Here is a 21,042-nt window from a genome sequence, read left to right as displayed (position 1 = left end):
AGCCCTTTATTCAGCGGAGTGAATCCGCATATTTAAGGAGTAAAAATTATTTACTGATTGAGGAATTTTAAACCCGGGCGCGGGTATTTTATTCCTTGCTACCTATAATAAAGGTAAATAGCATTTATACTCATCGGCTTCTTTTCCATGTCGGAAAGATGAATTACCATAATGACTATAAGTACTTTTGAGATAAGTTAAACCTTGTTTACCGGAATCGTTTACATCATTCCTTAATTGATAGTTATTGGAAATTACGAGTTGATTTTCCTCACTTTCAATTTTGATATGCAAAGGATCTGTTTTGGAAACTATGTTATGTTTAATTGCATTTTCAATTACCGTTTGTAAGCTCATAAATGGTAATTGCTTTTGCCTGTGCTCATCTTTTATATTCACATGTAGCGGAGGCAAAGCTTCGCCAAAGCGGATCTGCAATAAGAAATAATACTGACTAGCGAATCGCAATTCTTCCTCAACACTCGACAATCCTTCTGTATTAGAATCAAGCACATACCGATAAACCCGTGAAAGCTTAACAACAAACTCACGTGCCAAGGCCGGATTTTGCTCAATCAACGCATTTAATGAACCGAAGGAGTTAAACAAGAAATGTGGATCTACCTTTTCTTTAAGTTTTTGAAGCTGAAGTAATGCATTTTCTTTTTCTTGTCGTTCTGCCTTTAACCGCAGTTGCTGAGTTTTTAACGCGAGCTGATCCGACTGCTTTTGCACCTCTTGTCGCAATGTAAACTCTTTTTGCCACTTAAGCTGGGCAAAAAGTACTAATGTTAAAATGATGAAAACACTCAACACTCCCATTACCAAGGTATAGTTTCGAATGGCAGCAACATCTTCAGAAAACACGGTAAGTGGAGTACTTACCCCCAATATCCAACGTTCTGTTCCAAACTGAAACGGACTGTAGTATTGCATTACCGGAATTTCCAGGTAAGTGGAATGAACGATTTCATGTCTCACAATGCTATCATTCACCACCTTTTTAATCAGGGAAGAATCCTGCATTGGATACAGCTTTTTTCCAATCAATTTTTCATCGGGATGTGATAAGCAGATTCCATTTTCATCTACCAAAAAGAAATAAGCTTGTCCTAACTTGTCGACATTCCAGAAATACTGACGAAGTTCCCGTAGGTTAATATCAAACCCAAAAAGTACTTCTGATTTATCGGGCAATCTCACTCTTGATGCATTAAGCAAGTGTAATGAGTCGCGATAAGATATAATGTTATTAATGCGGCTCAAGGTGTCTTGCTGACTAAAGCCGGTTTTAATCCATGATTTTATGAATGAGGAAACTTTGGTATGGGTGTATCCACCTGAAATTCTGTTGACGCCTGTATAAACAGTATCTTGGTTAACAACAACAGCATACCATGCGTGATTAACTTTGGGGTCTGCCAATAAAATAGTTCTTATAGCAGGCGACAACTCATCAATATCTTTGTTGTTTTTTATTTCCTTCAGTAGATTTTCTTCTGTGGTTATTGCTCGCAGGAGATTATCGAATTCAGCTCGCATAACAACGGCTTTTTGCTTGTATACATTCTTCGCCAGCGACCCACTGATCTCATCAACACGCTCATTTAGCTTTCCACTAATAAAAAATGCGATCAATGTAAAAGCCAATACTATGATCAATCCTATAAAGAGTAAATACCGCTGATTTCCGAAAACGCGCTTCATCGGGGACAAAGATAGTAAAATACTACCTCATCCACGGCCCTTCTCCTCAAGGAGAAGGGAGCGCTCAGAATGTTTAATAGGAGAAATTCATGGCTGTAATTTTACATACTTGTGAAATAAGATATGTTAGCACCTCACCCTAAATCCCTCTCCTCAAGGAGAGGGATTTAGGGTGAGGTAATTTCTAAAGCAGCAATAAATCTGTCAGTTGTTCGGCTACTTTGCTACCTAAGGCTACTCCCATCCCGTTGAATCTGAAGCCTGCAACAATCCGATCGCTGGCTTTTAGCACTTCCGGGGTAATTTCTTTACCAAATGCCATGATTCCGCTCCATCTATAATCAATTGTATAATCTACATCCGGCAAAATCATTTCTTTTAAATAGTATTCAAGGTTTTGCTGTATCTTTTCAGTCAGGGCAAATTGATCGGTGGTTTCATTATCGTAATCTACATTCCGTGCACCTCCAAAAAGTATCCGGTTATTAATGTTACGGAAATAATAATATCCTTCAGTAAAATTGAACGTTCCTTTTATTTTAAGATCAGGGATTTCTGAAGTACAAATTACCTGTCCTCTGCCTGGTTCAAGGTCTGCGTTCGGAAAAAAACGTTTGCTGAATGCATTGGTACAAATGGCGACCTTTTCTGCTTCAAATTTTATGGATTCATTTTTACCATAAATTTCCGACTTTACAATTACCTCAACTTGTTTTTCATTTTCATTGATCTCTAATACTTCTGCACCGGAGATCACTTTAATACCTAGTTGTTGCGCATACAAGAGCAATGATGACATCATTTTACCTGTATCGATCTGCCCTTCCAATGAATTGTATATCATGGTTTTAACCAGGTTCTTATTAAAACCGAAACGATCAATGCTTTTTTGGTCTTCAACATATACTTCTTTCTTAAAAGCCGAATTAAAAAGCTGGTTTACTTTTTCAATACCACTTTTATAATCATATGTATCTGAATAAAGAATGAGTTCATAACCTCCATTCGGCTGAAAGTCGATCGCTTTATCGCTTAAGCGTTTCCGCAAAAGCTGCAAGCCCTCCCACCTGTTTACTGAAAGTTGCAACAATCGATCGGAATCAATCAGTTCAAGATCAGCAGTGATTTCACCCACATTGCCAAAGCAGGCAAAGCCAGCGTTTTTTGTACTGGCCCCTGTTGGAAATATTCCACGCTCCAGCACAAGAACAGAGCTTTTAGGCGATCGTTCCTTAATACAACAAGCTGTCGACAAGCCGGCGATACCGCTGCCAACTATAATAAAATCGTAATGGATAAAAGAGGTTTGTTCCCAGTAACTTAGCATGAAGGCTAATTTAGGTAATTTAACTGCTAAGTTGCGAAGAAGCTATTAGCTTTTAGCTGTTAGTTATTAGACTTTAGTAGTGACTAACTAAAAGCTAAATGCTAACAACTAATAGCTAAAACTAAAATTTCACCAGGTTGTACATTTTTGTTTCGCTGCTATAATAACCATAAACGTATCCGTCATTTTGAGCAAACATTGTATTAGATTTAGCGTTCTCTAGAGAATCTTCATAATCATTAATTCTATCGAATGTACTTTTCTTTGTATCTCCTGTAATGTGGGAGAAATCTGCATTATGAAGTATGGTTTTAAAATAAGCTGACTTAGTTGTCTTATTATTCATAAAATTATATAAACCAGGAGCAGCAAAGACATTAAGTGTAATTGAATTTCCTATTGAAGCAATAGGAATTCCATTATATCCCATCCCTGGCAAACCGCCACTATTAAATCTCACTCCTTCATATTTTATTTCTTGGTAGGAACCAATAGTAACCGAAACGGTTGAATCATTGTTATTATTTGCCGTTACCGCTACTTTTGAATTAGCGATTTTTCTCAGTAACTGATTGCTTTTGCTCAACACCCTCGGTTCAGAGTCATAAGCACTTCCATCTTGAATTATTGGACCATTTTTAAAAGCAATGTCTTTATTCTCTTCAAATTCATACTGCTTAATTGTGTTGCCTGTAGCAAGGTCTTTTATAGATAGTTTTAATGCAGTGTATGATGACGACACCTGGAATAATTTCTTATTAAAAATAAACGAGTTATATTTTATGTCTCCCAACCCATTAAATTGGACATCTGAGTGACTTATTTTACTCAAAGAGGATTGTTTGGAGTTTAAATCTAATGTCAGAATATAAGTAGTGTTAATATTTGACTTATCGTAAGTAAAAATGATCTTATTATCAAAAGCATACATTTTTTCATTTGCCTGTGTAGTGTTTAAGCTAATATCTCCGACATAACTTATTTTAGTAAAATCGGTTTTATAACTAAACAGAATGTCACTTACTATTTCAAAGTCTTGTTTGTTAATATCGAAGAATTTGAAAGGCGTTTTTAAATTATTACCTGCTTCATCGATTTCATTTACATAGACCGTTCCCGTTTTTTTATCGGCTGTAATAAATTGCACCTTATTATTCATGTTAGCAGCATCTAAATAAGATTCATCCTTTCCCATTACATTAACGGTATATTTTTTCGAAATTTCAGCTGAATCATAGTCAATTACTTAACGAATTACATTATTGATACTTTTATCATACAAGAACAAGGTGTACCTATTTCCTTTTGCAATTTCCTAAATGCTTTTTCTTAAATAATAAACGTGGATCATCCATAATCAAATGAACAGATTCAACCTGTAAACTATCATTCAATAAACAACAATGAATCTTATCTTCATCAGAAATGAGAAGAGTTGTTTTACCTGCCTCATTTTGGATAGGAATAGCTATTCCTTTAGCATATTTCCCCAGATTAATGTAGATCTTTTGAACGTTTTTTTTGTCCATAGATGTTTAGGACGAATAGCAGACAGACCATTAAGGTCGCAATGGTTTTTTTAAGCATTTGATGTGTTTTTGAGTCGGCAATATTAGAAATTATAGATAAGATATTAGCTGTTAGCGATTAGCTTTTAGCAGTTAGTTTAGTAGTAGACTTTGATAGAGGCTAACAGCTAATAGCTAAAAACTAATAGCTAATAGCTATTTCGTAACCCACCAAAGTGCCACCAGCCACGCCAAACCTTTCAACAGGAAAAACAAGAATCCCCAGATGCCAATACGTTTAAGCCATAAGCCTAATTTACCATAGCGATTGGGATTCTCTGTCATAATAGATTTTTGAAGATTATAACATTTTATTGCAGCTATTGTTCCCTACAGATTCATCAGTTCCATTAATTTATGTGGGAAGATGCCAAGTATTATGGTTATAATGGCTAGAAATACAATTATTACCGAATAAAGTATATTTCCTTTATCTAACGCGATTTCGGTTTTAGGTTTTCGGAGGTACAGGTTTAATGGAATTTTCAAGTAATAAAAAAGCGAGACCACCGTATTTATTACGCCAAAAATCACCATAATTAACAATAACACATTTCCTCCAATTGTATAAGCTTCAACAGCGGAAGATAGAATGAGGAATTTTCCTACAAAACCTGCAGTTGGTGGTAATCCTGTTAAGCTAACCATAAAGACCACCATACAGGCTGCAACAACAGGGTATTTCATGCCCATCCCTTTATAATCATCTAATTCTTCTGAATGAAAAACATTCGAGAAATAACCAATTACCAAAAAGGCGCCTATATTGGCAAAAGCATATACAAATAGAAAATATAAAATTGCTTTTTGTCCTGTTAATGAATAAGCAGCTATGCCCATTAATATGAAACCCGACTGACCAATTGCTGAATATGCCATCAGGCGTTTTACATTATTTTGCCATAAAGCAGAGAAATTACCAATACACATTGTAACAATAGCCACTATTGCCATAAATACTTCTGTTGAATACAAGAAAACAGATCCTGTGTTATTACCAGTATTATTTAAGGCCAGTACGAAATTGATCAATAAGGCGATACCTGCGGCTTTGGGTCCAACAGACAAAAATGTAGTGATTGGAGTTGGGGCACCTTCATATACATCAGGAACCCATACATGCATAGGAAATGCAGAAATTTTAAAAAATAAGCCCGCTATTGTTAAGAGCAACGCTATAGCAGCAACCATAAAATTCATGCTTGATAAACCGACATAAAAGGCAGGATCCAATAAGCTTAATGTTCCTGTAAACCCATATAATAATGACATTCCGTACAACATCACAGCAGAGCCTACAGCACCGAACAATGCATATTTCATTCCTGATTCTTCAGATCGTTTATGCCCTGTTAAAGATGCTGCGAGTACGTATGAACAAACTGAAACAAATTCTACCGACAAATAGATCATCAATAGATTTTGAGCCATGATCATAAAGTTTAGCCCAATGGTAACAACTAAAACCAAACTAAAATATTCGCTACTGCCCTTTTCTGTATTACGTAATTTAAAATCACGAAGCGAAAAAAGCACAACTATAATACCTGAAAAAAGGATAAGCAGCTTATACCAAATGGCTGTATGATCAAGGCGCAGCATTTGTGAAAACAACATTACCGGCTCAGAATGTACCAAAAGAAATTGATCAATTACCTCAATCAGTGCTACTGCAAGACCAGAAAGTGTAATGATCGGAACAATATTTTTGATCTTTTTTGAAAAGAACAGATCGCCAAAGATGGCGGTCAGAAAGAAAATCGTTAATGATATTTCCGGAAGCAAATACATCCAGCTTCCTAGTACATCAGCTATAGAGGTTTGTATATGTTCAATAAATTGCTCCATTCCTAATTCAACAATTTACTTAAGGTTTGCAAATGTGCGCTGCCATTTTTAAGCGTTGAATTTACCAACTCAAGCATTGCAGAATTACTCATATCGAAAAACAGGAAAGGCATAATTCCTAACACCAAAGCAATTACAGCCATTGGCGTTAAAGCAATTACTTCACGATAATTAACATCCGTTAATTCTTTTGCCCATTCATCTCCACCTTTAAAACGGGTTTTGCCCAAAAACATACGTTGTAGTGTCCATAATAGATAAGCAGCTCCCAATAAAATGCCCAACGCTCCCACAATAGCCATCCAGCGTGGCAGCAATTGATTAACTGATGCAGAATTAAACGCACCGATCAAGGAAAATGCCTCAGCTATAAATGCTGAAAAACCTGGCAAACCTAAGGAAGCAAAAAAAGCAATGAACACAAATACTGAATAAACAGGCATTTGACTATATAATCCCCTAAAGTTGGCAATTTCACGATCATGAACACGATTATAAATCACCCCAACAAGGAAGAATAACATACTTGATAATACTCCGTGACTAATCATTTGGAACATTGCTCCACTTAAACCTTCTACAGTTAGTGAGGCAATTCCCAACATCACGAAGCCCATGTGGGAAACAGAAGAATAAGCAATCAGACGTTTTAAATCGGAAGCGGCCAGTGCTGCCATCGCTCCATAAATAATGGAAATGACACCGATTAAACCCATTATCCAGCTAAAATAAACAGCTCCGTCAGGGAAAATACCAATACAAACACGCATAATACCATAACCGCCAATTTTCAACAACACGCCTGCAAGTATGATTGATATTGGAGTTGGAGCTTCAACGTGCGCATCTGGTAACCACGTATGCAACGGTACAATCGGAACTTTGATGGCAAACGCAATAAATAATACCGCGAAAGCAATCAAACGCGGTGAAATGCCAAATACTTTAATTGTTGTATGAAGATCGAATATTGAACCCGGAACATAATTAGCTGGATTCATCATGGAAAGCATATCAAATGTATGAGCACCCGTTACCGGATCTTTTACAGAAAAATACAACCCAATTATTACAATCAGCATAAATACCGAACCGAATAACGTGTAAAGGAAGAATTTAATTGATGCATATTCTCTTCTTGCCCCACCCCAAATTCCAATAAGGAAATACAACGGCAACAACATCAATTCATAAAAAATATAAAATAGAAAGAAATCCAACGCACAAAAAACACCCATAATGGCCGTATTCAGCAATAAGAACAAACAGAAATAGCCTTTCAAATTGGTTTTAATTTCCCATGAAGCCAAAGCTGCAATAGCCATTACAAAGGCGGAGAGAATCAATAACCCGATACTGATTCCATCAATGCCTAAAAAATATTGAATTTGCAATTTACCTAGCGTCCCAAGATCAAGGTTAATCCATGAATGCTTCTCTACAAACTGAAAAGTTTTTTCATCGAAAACACCGGCTGACCGATGATCAAAATGCATATACAGGAACCCTGCGATAATCATTTGAACAATTGATACACCAAGTGTGATGTATTTAAACGTATGCTTCATTGATTCTGGCAAAACAGCTATCAGAATCAGAAAAACAAGAGGAAGAAATATGAGTATACTAAGCGTCATCTATCAGAAAAAATAACTTAGAACAATAATCAAAATTAAACCAAAAACACTCAGAGCCATATATTGCTGTATACGCCCTGTTTGAAAGCCCCTGAAGAATTCTCCAATACGGCCACTTAAAAATGCTATTCCATTTACAGAACCATCAACAATATAACGGTCAATCCAATCGACAACTGCCGAAAAGCCTTGTACTAAACTAGCTGCTCCATTTACAATACCATCAACCACAACTCGATCAAACCACTTGATGAAGGTACCGAATGCAAGTATTGGTTTTACAATCACGGCCGAATACAGCTGATCGAAATACCATGCATTAAATGAAAATTTGAATAAGAAATTTGATTCTTGCAAAAAGGTTAATTTACCCTGAATATAGGCTATTCGTGCCAACAAGATCATTATCAATGCTATAACAACTGTTGAAACTGGTACTATTTGCTCTGCCAAATGTGAAAGTTGCAATGGTATTGAAAATGAATTCACGGGAGTTTTTAGCCCTGAAAGAATCCAGGCATCCAAGCCATGTACCGGGTTTATAGAGAAAAAGAAAAACAATGTAAATGCCGCCAAAATGAGCATCGGAACTGTCATCAGTTTATTAGACTCATGTACCTTTACATTGTTCTGTGGGTATAATTTCTCTAACCTGTTTTGGCCCCAGAAAACTTTAAATATTAATCTGAATATATAGAAAGCCGTACACATAGCGGCAATCGATAAGAGTACAGGAACTATTATTGACAAGCCTCCGTAACTATCAGCCCACGACCATGCATTTACCAGGATTAAGTCTTTTGAAAGATAACCGGAGAAAAATGGTAATCCGGCTAAGGACAATGATGCGATCAGTAATACAGCATGGGTTATTGGCATCTGCTTTCTTAAGCCTCCCATTAAGCGCATATCTTGAGTATCGAAGTCTAAATGTTGTTCATGTTGCACATGATGTAACTGGTGGATCACTGAACCTGCTCCCAGGAATAACAAACATTTAAAAAATGCATGCGTAACTAAATGGAATAAAGCCACTGACCATGCTCCTACCCCCAAAGCCGCAATCATAAAGCCTAATTGCGAGATGGTTGAATAGGCTAATACTCGTTTAAGATCATTTTGTGTGATGGCAATTGTGGCTGCCATGAACGCAGTGAATGAACCCACATACGTTATTACTGTTAACGCATCTGGACTGAAAAGAGGAAATACACGTGCTGTTAAATAAACTCCCGCCGCAACCATTGTTGCCGCGTGAATTAATGAGGAAACCGATGTAGGGCCTTCCATTGCATCTGGTAACCAAACATGTAAAGGAAATTGTGCCGACTTAGCAACTGCTCCGCCAAAAATACACAAGCCCGCTACGGTAAGCATTGTTTGATTCAATACAACTTCTTTCCCGAAACTATTGATAAATTTCCAGTAACCTTTTTCAACAACACCTTGTTGAACCAAACCCGTTTTACCATCAATTCCAAATAGGGCATTAAAATCAAGTGTCCCGAATTGAGTTAACAGGATTAATATCCCGATCAGAAAAGCAATATCTCCAACCCGGTTTACTATAAAAGCTTTCTTATTTGCGGCTGTGGCCGTATCTTTTTCAAACCAGAAACCGATCAATAAATACGACGCAAAACCAACCAATTCCCAAAAAATATAAACAAGGAAAAGTGAGTCGGCAAGCACAACGCCCAGCATGGAAAACAGAAAAAGACTTAAATGAGAAAAATAGCGATGATAATATTTTTCGCCCTTCATATACTCGATGGAATAAACCATTACCAATGTGGTTATTAAAGTAACTAATACCAACATTAGCACAGCCAGATTATCCAAAGAAATACCTACGCCTATGTTAATAATTCCGGTATTTAACCATTCGGTTGAAAAATGATGCGGTTGCTTATTCCAGGTATTGATGAAACAATAAACAGAAAGTAAAAAACTAATGAAAGTAAAAGAAACCGCCACCCAATCGCCTTTTCGCGGAAGTTTCTTTCCCCAAAAACCAATAATTAAAAACGACAATAATGGCAAAATTAACGCCATTACAGCGGCACCCGTTACTGAATTTACTTGTTCAATTATTGTCACTCTATTATGTTAATAAATCTATTATTAGACCATTCTATTTACTCTTTGCGTCTCACCGCCTTTGCAGCTTAATACTTCATTTCATCGATCTTGGAAGGATCTATTGTCTTGAAATGGCGATAAACGTTTAAAATAATAGCTAGAGACACCGCTACTCCGGCGGCTGCTAATACAATAGCAAATATTGCAAAAGACTGACCACCATTTTTCGTTTTATCAAATGCTCCAAACGCAATCAAATTAAGAATTGCTGCATTTAACATCAATTCTATACCGATTAATATCATAATGGCATTTCTGCGGGTTAATACAGCAAAAATACCGGCACTAAACAATATTGCACTTATGATCAAAAAATGTTCTAAAGGAATTCCGTTTAACATTTCAATTAGATTTTAGATTTGAGATATGAGATGTCATATTATTTCTCTCGATCCTAAATCAATTATTACATTCTACTTTTTCTCCTTGCCAAATAAGCCGCTCCAACCAATACCGCTAATAAATAAACAGAGATAGTTTCTAATGGCAGCAAATAGGTAGTCATAAAGCTTACACCTAACACATTTGCTGAGTTTTCAGTTCCCGAATAAGCATGAGCCGAGTCAACATTGTTTTTCATCCAACTAAGTTGTCCGATATTTCCCATCCAAATTAGCGTAAGTAAGCCGCCTAATACAACAAGTGCTAATAATGTTCCACTTAAAACACTTACCGGAAACAGGTGAGTTTCATTTTTTTGTTCGGTAAGTATGGAAAACATGCTTCTGTTGGAAAGCATTATTCCAAAAAGCATCAATACCACAATTCCACCCACATATACCATTATTTGTGTAATGGCCACAAAATCTGCAAATGCAAAAACATATATTCCGGCAAGGCAAAACAAAGTGGCAAAAAACACAAAAACAGCACGGGCAAGATTACGACAGGTTACCGTATAAATTGCTGCTGCAACTGTAAGGAAAGCAAGAATGTAAAAAATTACCTTTAACAATTTATTTTATTCTTTTTTGGATGCGGCAGCTTTTGCGGCAGCTCGCTCCTGGTTAAATTTCTCTAACATTTCACGTTTTTCTTCGGCTTCTTTCTCTGTCATTACCGAAAATTTACGATCCATTTCTTTGATATCCAACACACTTACATCGTACTCGCTGGTCATAGTGATGCATTCTGTCGGACAAACGGTTGTACATAAACCACAATACATGCATTTTGCATGATCAATAAAGAATTTTGGAGCGTGTAAACGTTTGGTAGTTCCATCAGATGTTTTACCAATATCTTCTACAGCCTTTATCGATTCGATGGTAATACAATCAACCGGACAAATCTTTGCGCAGAGATCACATACTACACAATCATCAATTTCAACATGCAACTGATAACGCCCCACTTCCGGCACAGGAATCTGTTGATGCGGATACTGGATTGTAACCACTCCTGCTTCAGGCTGGAAATAGTTATCATTAGCAATACCGGTAGGTTTACGTTTTTTTCGCGCAGCAATAATATGCCTTAGCGTAATTGTTAACCCTTTTATCGCTGTGGTGAAACCTTCTATTATATTTAACTTACTTTTTTTCATTGTTTGTGATTACACAGATCAAAATTGATGATTAACACCGATTTATTATCTGATTAAACCGTTCTCCTTAATTATTGGAGTTACATTACCATTAATCTCCAGATACCTGAAATAAACAAGCAGGCAAAGGCTGCCGGAGTTAATACTTTCCAACAAAATGACATTAACTGGTCTACACGGAAACGAGGTAAAGTCCATCTGATCCACATTTGAATCAAAACCAATATTAATGATTTACCCAACATCCAAAAAATGCCCCATATAGTTCCGGTTGTCCAGGTAGCTAATTTTACAGGACCGATATTTGGTAATATTGTATTCCACCCTCCTAAGAATAAAACAACAGCAATCATTGAAACCAGAAGCATCATTCCGTATTCTGCAAGAAAAACTAAAGCGAAACGGATGCCTGAATATTCAATGTGAAAACCCGCAACCAACTCAGATTCTGCTTCCGGAATATCGAACGGTGTTCTATTGGATTCTGCCAAAGCCGCAGTAAAATAGATCACAAATGCGATCAGCATATGAGGTGCCTGAAATATGTTCCATGCCAAAATCCCCCCTATTTCGTTTACCTTCCAGAAACCTAAAAACTTAATGGTTTCAGTAGATAATATTCCTTGGTTAACTGTGATTGTATGTAAACTTAAACTTTGAGTTAACATCACAGCAGATATGACTGCAATTCCGGCTGGAATTTCGTAAGACACTATCTGGGCAACTGAACGAGTAGCTCCATATAAGGCATATTTATTATTAGAGCCCCATCCTACCATTAAGAAACCCACTACTTCAATGGAAATAATAGCAAGTATGTAAAAAATCCCAAGATTTGAATCTGTACCGATAAGTTCAGGAGCAATCGGAATTGCCGCAAAACCCATATAAACAGACACAAAAATAAGTACAGGAGCAACTATAAAAAGCCACTTATCAGCAGCTGTTGGAGTAATAAACTCTTTCTGTAATAACTTTAAGATATCAGCAAATGTTTGTAACAAACCAAACTTACCCGTTTCCATCGGCCCCAAACGATCCTGAATAAATGCTGAAACTTTACGTTCAGCCCAAACAGCAGCTAGTGTGTACAGAACAATAAAAAGAAGTAAACTAATAGCAATGATCATTCAGTGTTTGCATTTGGCCTTAATTACAAAGAAACTAAATTATTTCTTGGGTTGAATAATTATTTAGAAAAAGTCTATACAATAAGTAGTGTAAGTTTTCTTTTCAGAAAATTCATCCAACTCTTCACCATTTTCTATTATTCTAACTATTAATAAATTACACTAAATATCATTTTTCATACGCATAAATTATAATCAAAATAGATTATTATCAATAACAAAAAGTTATAGGCTAATATGTAATTTTTATGTCAATTCTTAAAAAGAAAATGCCCCATGCGGGGCATTCAAAATCTTTTAGTTGGAATACAAGATTAATCTTTCTTACCAAAGAACGTTTTATAGAAGAAACCAGCTATTACCGCTCCCGCGATTGGTGCTACCCAAAACAACCATAGTTGAGCAAGAGCATAACCACCCACAAATATGGCGGGTCCGGTACTACGAGCAGGATTAACAGATGTATTGGTTACAGGAATACTGATAAGGTGAATAAGCGTTAATGCTAACCCAATAGCAATTCCGGCAAAACCCTTTGGCGCTCTTTCATCCGTTGCACCCATAATTACGATTAAAAACATGAAGGTCATGACCAATTCACAAATAAAAGCAGCATTTACGCCATAGTGGCCAGGAGAGTAATCTCCATAACCATTTGATGCAAATCCATCGCTTAAACTAAATCCAGCTGTTCCGCTTGCAATTAGGAACAGTACTCCTGAAGCAACAATTCCACCTAAAACCTGTGCAATTACATAAGGAATTAATGCGGAGGTCTCTAACCGGCCTCCTGCCCATAATCCGAAGGATACCGCAGGATTTAAATGTGCACCGGAAATATGGCCGAGCGAATAGGCAATTGTTAACACTGTTAAACCAAACGCAAAAGCAACCCCTAATAACCCAATACCTACATTGGGAAATGCCGCGGAGATTACAGCGCTTCCGCAACCTCCTAATACCAACCAAAATGTGCCAATAAATTCAGCAGCTAATCTGTTAGACATTTTCATAAGATAAAATAGATTTTAAATTAACTGTAGATTTCTACAGAACTCTTAATTACAAAGAGGTGGTTCTAAGAAGATGAGCATAAATTTAGAACTATCTCTCTATCAGCAAATTTATTAATATAATTTACATATTTTATTTTTGAAAATGAGTTATATCTGCTAAACTTTTGTTGACAATTGTTGAAAAACAGTTATTAATTCTTGTTGTGCTATTTGCAAATCAAGTGATGAGGTCCTCCAGTTTACAAATGCTGCCCGAATACAGTTTTCTCCTTTAAGAATAGAAGGTGTCATAAAAACTTTTCCGCGGCTATTCAGTTCATTCAAGAATTCAGGCAACAACACATTATTTTCCTTCAACTTGAAACATACTGTATTAAGGTAAACAGGTGCGAGTAGTTCGAATGTTGCAGCAGTTTCCATCCATTTTCCAAACTCCATGGCATTGTTAATGTTGTTTGCCACAATAGACTTAAAACCTTCGCGCCCGTAAGCAATCAAACTGAACCAAGCCGGTAATGCCCTAAAACGACGTGAATTTTCCGGCAAGAAATTCAAATAAGAAAAATTGTCTTCCGGATTACCCAAATAGGGAGCATTCGAATTTTGAAAAGTTTCAACTTGAAGCCTGTTATGTTCCTTTTTAACAAAGAAAACGGCACTATCATATGGAACGTTCATCCATTTATGGCAATCGACAGTTATGCTATCAGCCTTATCCCACCCTTTCAATAAGTGTTGATGACTTGGTGCACAAGCCGCAAAACCTCCAAATGCAGCGTCAATATGCATCCAGAATTCATATTGCTTTTTCAGTTCAGCAATTTGAACAAAGTCATCAAAATCTACTGAATTAACTGTGCCACCACTGCAGCTAACAATGATTGAACGATTCTTATATTTCTCCAGTTTTTCCTTCAAATCATCTATATCCACCGCTTCTCTTCCTTCAATTGTTTTAACTTTTACAATATTACTACTACCGAAACCCAACATTGAAAGCGACTTTAATACTGATGAGTGCGGTACTGCTGATAACACGACTATATCATTAATCATTCCTTCACGCGCAATATCTTTTCCTGCTTTTTTTCCCGCCCATTGTCGGGCCACTCCCAAACAAGTGAAATTCGACATAGTCGCTCCAGAAACAAAACCTCCATGAAAATCTTGAGGAAGTTCAAATAGTTGAAGCATTAGTCGAATGGTTTCTAATTCAACAACCGCTGACAGATCGCCTGCACCAGTTATGTTTTGCGTATTTTGATCAAAGACAGCAGTTAGCCAGTCACCAGCAATAGCTGCAGGTGTAGTGCCCCCTGTAACAAAACCCCAATATCGAGGTCCTGCTGATGCAACCATTAGTTTTTGGAATTCTAATTTAAAAAGATTTAAAGCAGCTAAAGTTCCTCCTCCATTCGCTGGCAATTGATTTTCATTTACGATAGTCGTTTGTTGTCCTGTAGGAATTTTATCAATATTAGCAAGGAAATCAAGGCCATACTGCTTGATTTGATCAAGAATTTGATCAATGGATTGAAGGTCATGCTGAAGAATTGCATTCATAGTTGGGTAGTTATTTTATTTAATAAAATCTAATGGTACAAAAAAGGTCTATGTTCATCAAAAAACACAGACCTAGTCAATACGAGAACGAATCTAGCTAGTCGTTATCTTTAAAGCAAAAACTGCCTGGAATAATTCCTACTTTGCAAGAATCAACAGGTTTACCTGAAGGCAAATACCTATATAGAATCCCATTTTGCAAATAATCAATGGCGTCTGTTATGTATACTTCTGAGGTTTTCGGATTAATCCCTAAACCATAAAATAATTTATCTTTTTTTCCTGGATTCTTTTCAGGAATCAATGGATTTGCCGAAAGCTGTTGAGCGTTAACTGGCATTTGCCATACACCATTATTTAAATAATAAATAGTGTCCCGATGGCCGTTAATCGTAAGTTTTGAAGGTTGGTTTTCACCTTTCTCCATGTCAAACACTTTTTCGATAGAAAATGTTTTAGCATCGATTTTAATTAATGAAGGGTTTTCGTATCCGTATGGACTTCCCTTATATCCTCCGTCACAAATCACCCAAACCTTATTGTTCTTATCTATCACAATGCTGTTTGGTTGTTTCCCTACTGTTATCTCTTTTACCACCTTATCTGTATTGGTATCTATTACTAATACTTTGTCATCATATGACCAACAACTCACGAATAACCAATTATTATAGATCACCATTTGTTCAGTAGGATGCTGATAAAATTGTGAATAGTTATTATTTACATCAATTTTACCTGTTACAGTGTAGGTTTTAGGGTTTATGATGGTAATTGCTTTGGCATACAAATCGGTTACGTAGGCCTTTTCATCAGACATAAAATAGATGTAACGGGGAGATGTTAAGCCAGTGATCTTACCCACTAGCTTAAACGTTTTTATATCGATCACATATATCTTTCCTGAATTATTTACAACAACGTACCCCAACCCATTTCTAATCTCCATTGATTGAGCTACATCCCCTAATGGAATTCCATTGGCAGTAAAAAAGGCATCATTAATAATCGTTTTTTTTTCCGGTGAGTAATACGATAACGACGCATTACCGTACATAAAGTTTCCTTCATTAGTTATAAATACACCGTCAGCATCATCATAAAAAACATTTTCTCCTACAGGATAATCGTCTTTCATGCACGACTGAAAAAGGAATAGCATGAACACAAAAGCAATGAATCTTTTCACTTTAAAAACTTGCTTTAATAGTTAAATAATAATTTCGACCAGGCATTGGACGGCGCAGAATAGTTCTATATTCTTCATTAAAGAGATTTAACACCTTAACCTGAAGTCCAACATATGTTTTACGAAGCTTGAAGTCTTTCCCTATAGCCATATCACTCATCAAATAAGGGTAAAGAAAATCGCGTTTAGTTTCCTTCTCGTTACTGGTAGTAGTGTATCGCGTACTGTAATAATTGAAAAAATAGGAAATGTAATAACCTTTATAAGCAATATTACTGAACAGGTTGCCAGAATATTCCGGAATATATACTAATTGCTTACCAACCGATTCATCAGCCCAATTACGTGGGTCGTCATTATTTACGGAGTGTGTCCATGCAAAATTAACATGTGATTTAAACGTAAATCGACGACCTCCGGAAATTCCAATCTTACTTTCCACACCTTTGGATTTTACTTCACGCATATTTTCCGGAACCCAAAATTGATTATAGGAAGGCAACCAAATAATCCAGTTTTTTACCGTTGATGAATAGGCATTGATATCTACCCAAAAATTAAACGTATCATTTAACTTTTTTGAAATAGATGTTCCTATTTCAATAGCATTAGAACGCTCCGGTAAAAGATTTGGATTTCCTCCGGGTAAGTAATATAAATCGTTGAGTGTTGGATAATGGAAGGTCTGACTAATATTCAACTTTAGTTTCCAGTCGTAATTTTCATTGATAAGAAACTCTGTGCCTAAAAAAGGAGAGGCATAATAATCTCCATCAATAATTCCTTGTCGAACTAAAGCTGTTAAGAATAAGCGTTTAGTCAGATTGGCCTCTGCCGATAAAAGAAAGGATAAATCGCTTCTATTTTCTTCATAACCAGTCATTTTAACTTCTTCTGCTGAGATGACTTTACTTAGGGTGTAATCCAATCTTCCCTTCAATTTCAATTTATCCTCAATGAAGCTTTTATTCAGTTCTGATTGAAAATAAAATGAGTTTGAGGTTGCTGTTGAATTAATAGCTTTAACAATATCTCCTCCACTGATCTGATTTTTAAGCCAAAAATCAAGGTCCTGGTGATCATAACCTAACCTAAGAAAATAATTAGCTGAATGTTCATATCTATTCCATGAAACAACAGCTTTGAGTGTTTCATCAAATTGGCTGTTTATATTGGCGTTTTCATCGGCTTCACTGGTTGTTAATCTTGGTAATTTACGATCCGTATACATCGACCATATATTAAAAGAGAGCTGGTCTTTTAACGTGGGCCTGAAATAAACCTCTTGTAATATCCCTGCTTTATGATACTCTGCTTCTTTATTAACCTGTATTGGATATGGAGCTAATGGATTTTCAAGATCTTTTATTTCTTTGTTTTTAAATGAAAAGTCATTAGCCGAATAGCCGTAATATAATCGCGTTTTAGTTTGCCATTTATTTGCCACATAGTTTAGCTGCCCGAATTCATCATAAGTTGAATAACTTCCGAGTCCCTGCACAAACTGACCACTCCAACCTTTTTGGGTAAGCGGTTTATTATCTAGCTGAATACTACCGCCTATACTCCCACTCGTATTGGAAACAGAAGCTCCTCCATGACTTAAATTCACATCGTCCAGAAAATAAACGGGTATTAATGAAAAATCAACCATTCCCAACATTGGTGAATTAATATTGATTCCATTCCAGGTTACCTGAGTATGTGAAGGAGCAGTTCCTCTAAATGATGCAGTAGCCAGTGATCCACGACCATAAGATTTAATAAAAACAGGGGTATTTTCACTTAGTAATTCAGCCAAACTGCTGTTTACGTTTCGCTGTAGAATCAACGTATCGATTCGGGTTTGTGAGGCTCCCTTAACTTCATATTTAGATTTCGCTGTAACCGTAACCGTCTTTAGCCTTTTTACACTTGAAGAATCCTGTCCCCATAAAGTAACCGAAAACAACAAAAAAGGCAGGAGTGCAATCGCACTCCTAACCTCCATTTTTGCACTATTCTGGTTACTTTCAGTCTTTAGTCGGAAATATTTCATGCAGTTCTTATTTCAATAAAGAAATATTGGCGGCTCCGGAAACTTCAGTTGAAGCTTCTCCTAACCAGCCACCATCCTGGTTCATTCCATTGTAAACCTTTACAAAATCAATTGCTGATAGTTGTACTTTATTCCCTTTGCTATCAATTGCCCATGAAATGTCAAATGAGTTATATTTCTTCGCTTTGTATTCATCCGAATAGTTATCGACATAACCATACTTATAAGCAGAAAGAATAACCCATCCCATATTATTGATTGATTTATTGTTTGGAAGCAGTGTTCCTTCAAAAATCAGCGAATCCTGATTCTTGGCAAATGTTGGGTAATAGTTATTTTGGGTATGATATTCGTTGGCCAGCACAGCACCTTTATTACCCTTACTGTCTTTCCATTGCACATCTGTTCCAACCTTTTTAGGGTTATAGTAAATGATCTTGTAATTTTTAGCTGTAGCAACATTAGTGGACTCACTTCCTGCTAATTCATACCAGGTATCGTCAGGCAATCCGTTACCGTTGAGGTCTTGCATTACCATTACAATTCCAGGCTCTGAACTTCCCTCAAAAGCATTAGCATACACGGCAATATCATCTCCATTCCCATTCACAATGGAATGGTCAAATCCGAAGATTACATATCCCCCGAAGCCACCTAATGAAATCGTTCCATTTCCTGACTTTCCAATAAGTTTTTGTGCACCATCAGGAGTGCCTAATCCGTCTTGATTAACAAACTGTCCTGGAGCTGGTAAAAACTCAAATACTTTTGAGATATATGCACTACTTGTTGTAATAATCGGACGAGGCACATAAACAGGTCCTTCGTTATCCGGATTTATATCGTCGTCATTTTTACAAGCACTTAATGTTCCCAAGGCCAGTAAGGTTAGAAATAGTAGTTTTCTCATGATTGGAGGATCTTCTTATTGAAATACGGCAACTGCAGGGAAATAGAAACCTTCGAAATTAATTTCCTTTACTTTTTCCCCGTTGCTGGCATTAAAGAAATAAAGAGAATTGTATTTATAGTTTTCACCCCATCCTGATTGCACTGTATATGCAATTAGTTGTTTTTTAACAGGGTCGAATCTTAAACCGCTACCATAAAATACTTTGTTTTCAGGCAGCGTAACAAGTGGCTTGCTTAACGAGGCTTCGTCGCCGATTACATATTTATAGATTTGAGTAGGTGACCAACTTGAGCTTCCTGATACAAAGTAGATGGCGTTTTCAGAAGTTGAAGCAGTCAAGCTACCAGGTTCCCAAGCATACCATGATGCAAAAGGGGCTTTCGGAACATTAATTTCTTTAAATGTTAATGTTTGTGGATTGATTTCAATTAATGAGTTTTCAGTTGCTGCCCATAAGCTTCCGTCTTTTGACAAAGCAAAACCAATTGCACCTTTAGCATAATTTTTAACTACAGCCAATGTTGCACTATTAATAACATAAATCCCATTGGCTTGGCTAATTACGAATGCATATTTATCGTTAGCCCAAATAGCGCCTGTTTCTCCGGCAATACCATTGATCTTTGTACCAATAGCAAATGTTGATAGATTAATAGGATAAACACCATCGGCAGTAGTAATTAAACCTGTAGTAGCATTAATACCACAAAAAGCACGACCATTTGCAGGTAATTCAGTAATCCTTCCGGTTTCCTTTAAAGAACCAGCATCAGCAACTACAAACGGACCTTGTTTTGAGACAATATATAGCTTGCCATTGAAAACAGAACCATATTCAGTACTAACACCAAGTTCTTTACCAGTATTTTCTTTTTTAAATACATTCGTTCTGATGGTATCTTCACCATATTTATAGAAGTTTACACTGCCATTTTCATGTCCGAACCAGCCTTCGTTAATAATAAAGAATCCATCGGCATACTTTCCAGGCGTTATTGGCTCAATGATATCCTTCTGATCATCTTTGCTACATGCAGTAAAGAAAAGCGATACTAAAAGGGGTAAATAAAAGAGGTACTTTTTCATTGTTTTTATTAGATTAAAAAATTAGTAACAACAAAAACAGCCGTACAGCTAAAAAAACAATGAAGTACAAATAGAGAATAACAAGTATCTCAAAGCTCTAACTCCCGAAAGCTTGCAGGCTGTATACTTGGCAGGTCTTCTGACTTATCCCGGCTTAAGAAACACCTTCCCATTCCGGAACGGAACAGTGGCATGAGTTTTATTCTTAAGCTTTTGAATGGGATTTACAGCAGCGGGTACTGTTCAGGATTTACACCTGATTCCCTTTTAATTAATAACCATTGAGTAATAGTTATTAAACCAAAGCGTGGCAAATATAAGTATTGATTAGT

At 36.5% G+C, this 21,042-nt stretch carries 18 protein-coding genes and 1 riboswitch; all 18 genes read right to left on the bottom strand.

Annotation, left to right across the window (positions count from 1 at the left end; all coding sequences use genetic code 11):
• Positions 1–102 precede the first annotated feature (102 nt).
• Complete coding sequence (locus SOLCA_RS03090) at positions 103–1,707, bottom strand: histidine kinase (RefSeq protein WP_014678985.1); 1,605 nt, start codon at positions 1,705–1,707, stop codon at positions 103–105.
• A 184-nt stretch (positions 1,708–1,891) separates the two neighbouring features.
• The gene (locus SOLCA_RS03085) at positions 1,892–3,034 is read right to left on the bottom strand and encodes an NAD(P)/FAD-dependent oxidoreductase (RefSeq protein ID WP_014678984.1); all 1,143 of its coding nucleotides are present in this window, start codon (positions 3,032–3,034) and stop codon (positions 1,892–1,894) included.
• Positions 3,035–3,155: 121 nt separating this feature from the next.
• Positions 3,156–4,229, bottom strand: a complete 1,074-nt coding sequence (locus SOLCA_RS03080) for a hypothetical protein (protein ID WP_014678983.1) — start codon at positions 4,227–4,229, stop codon at positions 3,156–3,158.
• Positions 4,230–4,329: 100 nt separating this feature from the next.
• Positions 4,330–4,563, bottom strand: a complete 234-nt coding sequence (locus tag SOLCA_RS03075; RefSeq protein WP_014678982.1) for a hypothetical protein — start codon at positions 4,561–4,563, stop codon at positions 4,330–4,332.
• Positions 4,564–4,758: 195 nt separating this feature from the next.
• Positions 4,759–4,887 (bottom strand): hypothetical protein, encoded by a 129-nt coding sequence (locus SOLCA_RS23710; protein WP_014678981.1) that lies wholly within the window; start codon positions 4,885–4,887, stop codon positions 4,759–4,761.
• 45 nt (positions 4,888–4,932) lie between these two features.
• A complete protein-coding gene (locus tag SOLCA_RS03070) occupies positions 4,933–6,450 on the bottom strand; it encodes an NADH-quinone oxidoreductase subunit N (RefSeq protein ID WP_014678980.1) in 1,518 nt (505 codons plus the stop codon).
• A gap of 2 nt (positions 6,451–6,452) precedes the next feature.
• Positions 6,453–8,087 (bottom strand): complex I subunit 4 family protein, encoded by a 1,635-nt coding sequence (locus tag SOLCA_RS03065; RefSeq protein ID WP_014678979.1) that lies wholly within the window; start codon positions 8,085–8,087, stop codon positions 6,453–6,455.
• A 3-nt stretch (positions 8,088–8,090) separates the two neighbouring features.
• Complete coding sequence (gene nuoL / locus SOLCA_RS03060) at positions 8,091–10,187, bottom strand: NADH-quinone oxidoreductase subunit L (RefSeq protein ID WP_014678978.1); 2,097 nt, start codon at positions 10,185–10,187, stop codon at positions 8,091–8,093.
• 68 nt (positions 10,188–10,255) lie between these two features.
• Positions 10,256–10,570 carry an NADH-quinone oxidoreductase subunit NuoK gene (nuoK, locus tag SOLCA_RS03055; protein WP_014678977.1) on the bottom strand — a complete coding sequence of 105 codons (315 nt, stop codon included), beginning with the start codon at positions 10,568–10,570 and terminating at the stop codon, positions 10,256–10,258.
• Positions 10,571–10,635: 65 nt separating this feature from the next.
• Positions 10,636–11,184, bottom strand: a complete 549-nt coding sequence (locus SOLCA_RS03050) for an NADH-quinone oxidoreductase subunit J family protein (protein ID WP_014678976.1) — start codon at positions 11,182–11,184, stop codon at positions 10,636–10,638.
• 6 nt (positions 11,185–11,190) lie between these two features.
• Complete coding sequence (locus SOLCA_RS03045) at positions 11,191–11,775, bottom strand: 4Fe-4S binding protein (protein ID WP_014678975.1); 585 nt, start codon at positions 11,773–11,775, stop codon at positions 11,191–11,193.
• A gap of 80 nt (positions 11,776–11,855) precedes the next feature.
• A complete protein-coding gene (locus tag SOLCA_RS03040) occupies positions 11,856–12,905 on the bottom strand; it encodes a complex I subunit 1/NuoH family protein (protein ID WP_014678974.1) in 1,050 nt (349 codons plus the stop codon).
• 314 nt (positions 12,906–13,219) lie between these two features.
• Positions 13,220–13,912 carry an aquaporin Z gene (gene aqpZ / locus SOLCA_RS03035; protein ID WP_281048048.1) on the bottom strand — a complete coding sequence of 231 codons (693 nt, stop codon included), beginning with the start codon at positions 13,910–13,912 and terminating at the stop codon, positions 13,220–13,222.
• A 165-nt stretch (positions 13,913–14,077) separates the two neighbouring features.
• Positions 14,078–15,484: a pyridoxal phosphate-dependent decarboxylase family protein gene (locus SOLCA_RS03030; protein WP_014678972.1), complete on the bottom strand. Its 1,407-nt coding sequence runs from the start codon at positions 15,482–15,484 to the stop codon at positions 14,078–14,080.
• A gap of 97 nt (positions 15,485–15,581) precedes the next feature.
• Positions 15,582–16,673 (bottom strand): DUF5074 domain-containing protein, encoded by a 1,092-nt coding sequence (locus SOLCA_RS03025; RefSeq protein WP_014678971.1) that lies wholly within the window; start codon positions 16,671–16,673, stop codon positions 15,582–15,584.
• 1 nt (position 16,674) lies between these two features.
• A complete protein-coding gene (locus tag SOLCA_RS03020; RefSeq protein WP_014678970.1) occupies positions 16,675–18,711 on the bottom strand; it encodes a TonB-dependent receptor plug domain-containing protein in 2,037 nt (678 codons plus the stop codon).
• Positions 18,712–18,718: 7 nt separating this feature from the next.
• Positions 18,719–19,621, bottom strand: coding sequence for a hypothetical protein (locus tag SOLCA_RS03015; protein ID WP_014678969.1), 903 nt, complete (start codon positions 19,619–19,621; stop codon positions 18,719–18,721).
• A 15-nt stretch (positions 19,622–19,636) separates the two neighbouring features.
• Complete coding sequence (locus SOLCA_RS03010) at positions 19,637–20,710, bottom strand: DUF5074 domain-containing protein (RefSeq protein WP_014678968.1); 1,074 nt, start codon at positions 20,708–20,710, stop codon at positions 19,637–19,639.
• Between the two features lie 112 nt (positions 20,711–20,822).
• Positions 20,823–21,030, bottom strand: a riboswitch (cobalamin riboswitch).
• Positions 21,031–21,042 lie beyond the last annotated feature (12 nt).

This window comes from Solitalea canadensis DSM 3403 (genome assembly GCF_000242635.2).
Classification (GTDB): Bacteria; Bacteroidota; Bacteroidia; order Sphingobacteriales; family Sphingobacteriaceae; genus Solitalea; species Solitalea canadensis.
The sequence above is the reverse complement of the archived record's forward strand: the minus strand, read 5'-3'. Positions and strand labels throughout refer to the sequence as shown.

Coding starts and splice junctions, on each gene's coding strand:
- SOLCA_RS03040 (WP_014678974.1), bottom strand. CDS start 12,905: ATGATCATTGCTATTAGTTTACTTCTTTTTATTGTTCTGTACACACTA.
- SOLCA_RS03010 (WP_014678968.1), bottom strand. CDS start 20,710: ATGAAAAAGTACCTCTTTTATTTACCCCTTTTAGTATCGCTTTTCTTT.
- SOLCA_RS23710 (WP_014678981.1), bottom strand. CDS start 4,887: ATGACAGAGAATCCCAATCGCTATGGTAAATTAGGCTTATGGCTTAAA.
- SOLCA_RS03030 (WP_014678972.1), bottom strand. CDS start 15,484: ATGAATGCAATTCTTCAGCATGACCTTCAATCCATTGATCAAATTCTT.
- SOLCA_RS03090 (WP_014678985.1), bottom strand. CDS start 1,707: ATGAAGCGCGTTTTCGGAAATCAGCGGTATTTACTCTTTATAGGATTG.
- SOLCA_RS03080 (WP_014678983.1), bottom strand. CDS start 4,229: ATGGGAAAGGATGAATCTTATTTAGATGCTGCTAACATGAATAATAAG.
- SOLCA_RS03070 (WP_014678980.1), bottom strand. CDS start 6,450: ATGGAGCAATTTATTGAACATATACAAACCTCTATAGCTGATGTACTA.
- SOLCA_RS03045 (WP_014678975.1), bottom strand. CDS start 11,775: ATGAAAAAAAGTAAGTTAAATATAATAGAAGGTTTCACCACAGCGATA.
- SOLCA_RS03085 (WP_014678984.1), bottom strand. CDS start 3,034: ATGCTAAGTTACTGGGAACAAACCTCTTTTATCCATTACGATTTTATT.
- nuoK (WP_014678977.1), bottom strand. CDS start 10,570: ATGTTAAACGGAATTCCTTTAGAACATTTTTTGATCATAAGTGCAATA.
- SOLCA_RS03015 (WP_014678969.1), bottom strand. CDS start 19,621: ATGAGAAAACTACTATTTCTAACCTTACTGGCCTTGGGAACATTAAGT.
- SOLCA_RS03065 (WP_014678979.1), bottom strand. CDS start 8,087: ATGACGCTTAGTATACTCATATTTCTTCCTCTTGTTTTTCTGATTCTG.
- SOLCA_RS03020 (WP_014678970.1), bottom strand. CDS start 18,711: ATGAAATATTTCCGACTAAAGACTGAAAGTAACCAGAATAGTGCAAAA.
- aqpZ (WP_281048048.1), bottom strand. CDS start 13,912: ATGTCTAACAGATTAGCTGCTGAATTTATTGGCACATTTTGGTTGGTA.
- SOLCA_RS03075 (WP_014678982.1), bottom strand. CDS start 4,563: ATGGACAAAAAAAACGTTCAAAAGATCTACATTAATCTGGGGAAATAT.